General features: G+C 24.6%; 1 protein-coding gene. It reads left to right on the plus strand.

From position 1 onward, the window contains the following. On the plus strand, positions 1 to 356 hold a 356-nt coding region (locus R0J87_RS18730; protein WP_498888089.1), incomplete at its 5' end, for a hypothetical protein. Positions 357 to 390 lie beyond the last annotated feature (34 nt).

Raw genomic sequence — 390 nt, forward strand, 5'->3', positions numbered from 1 at the left:
CGATTTCTAATCTATGGAGGAGAAACCAAATGCCTAAAATGAATATGAGAATAAAAAAAGATGATGATCAAATCAAATATATCTCTATTCTAAGAAAACATACGGATAAAAGTATTTCCGAAATAAAAGAAGTAATGAATAAAAATGATTTTATTTTATCTTATAATTTATTAGATATTGATGAATTGAAAGAGATGAAAATCATTATAAGTTTACTAGCAAATGCTGGAGCTGAAATTCATATATATGAAGATAATCGAGAGGTTAGTGTCGAATTTTTAGATAATCTTATTGAATCTTATTTAGATACAGAAAGATATCACGAAGAAGTTGATGAGCAAATAAATGAAGATTAAACTTCACCGATATTAAAATTTTTGGAATTAATAT

The organism is Halomonas sp. SIMBA_159, assembly GCF_046536035.1.
In the GTDB taxonomy this organism is placed as follows: domain Bacteria; phylum Pseudomonadota; class Gammaproteobacteria; order Pseudomonadales; family Halomonadaceae; genus Vreelandella; species Vreelandella venusta_A.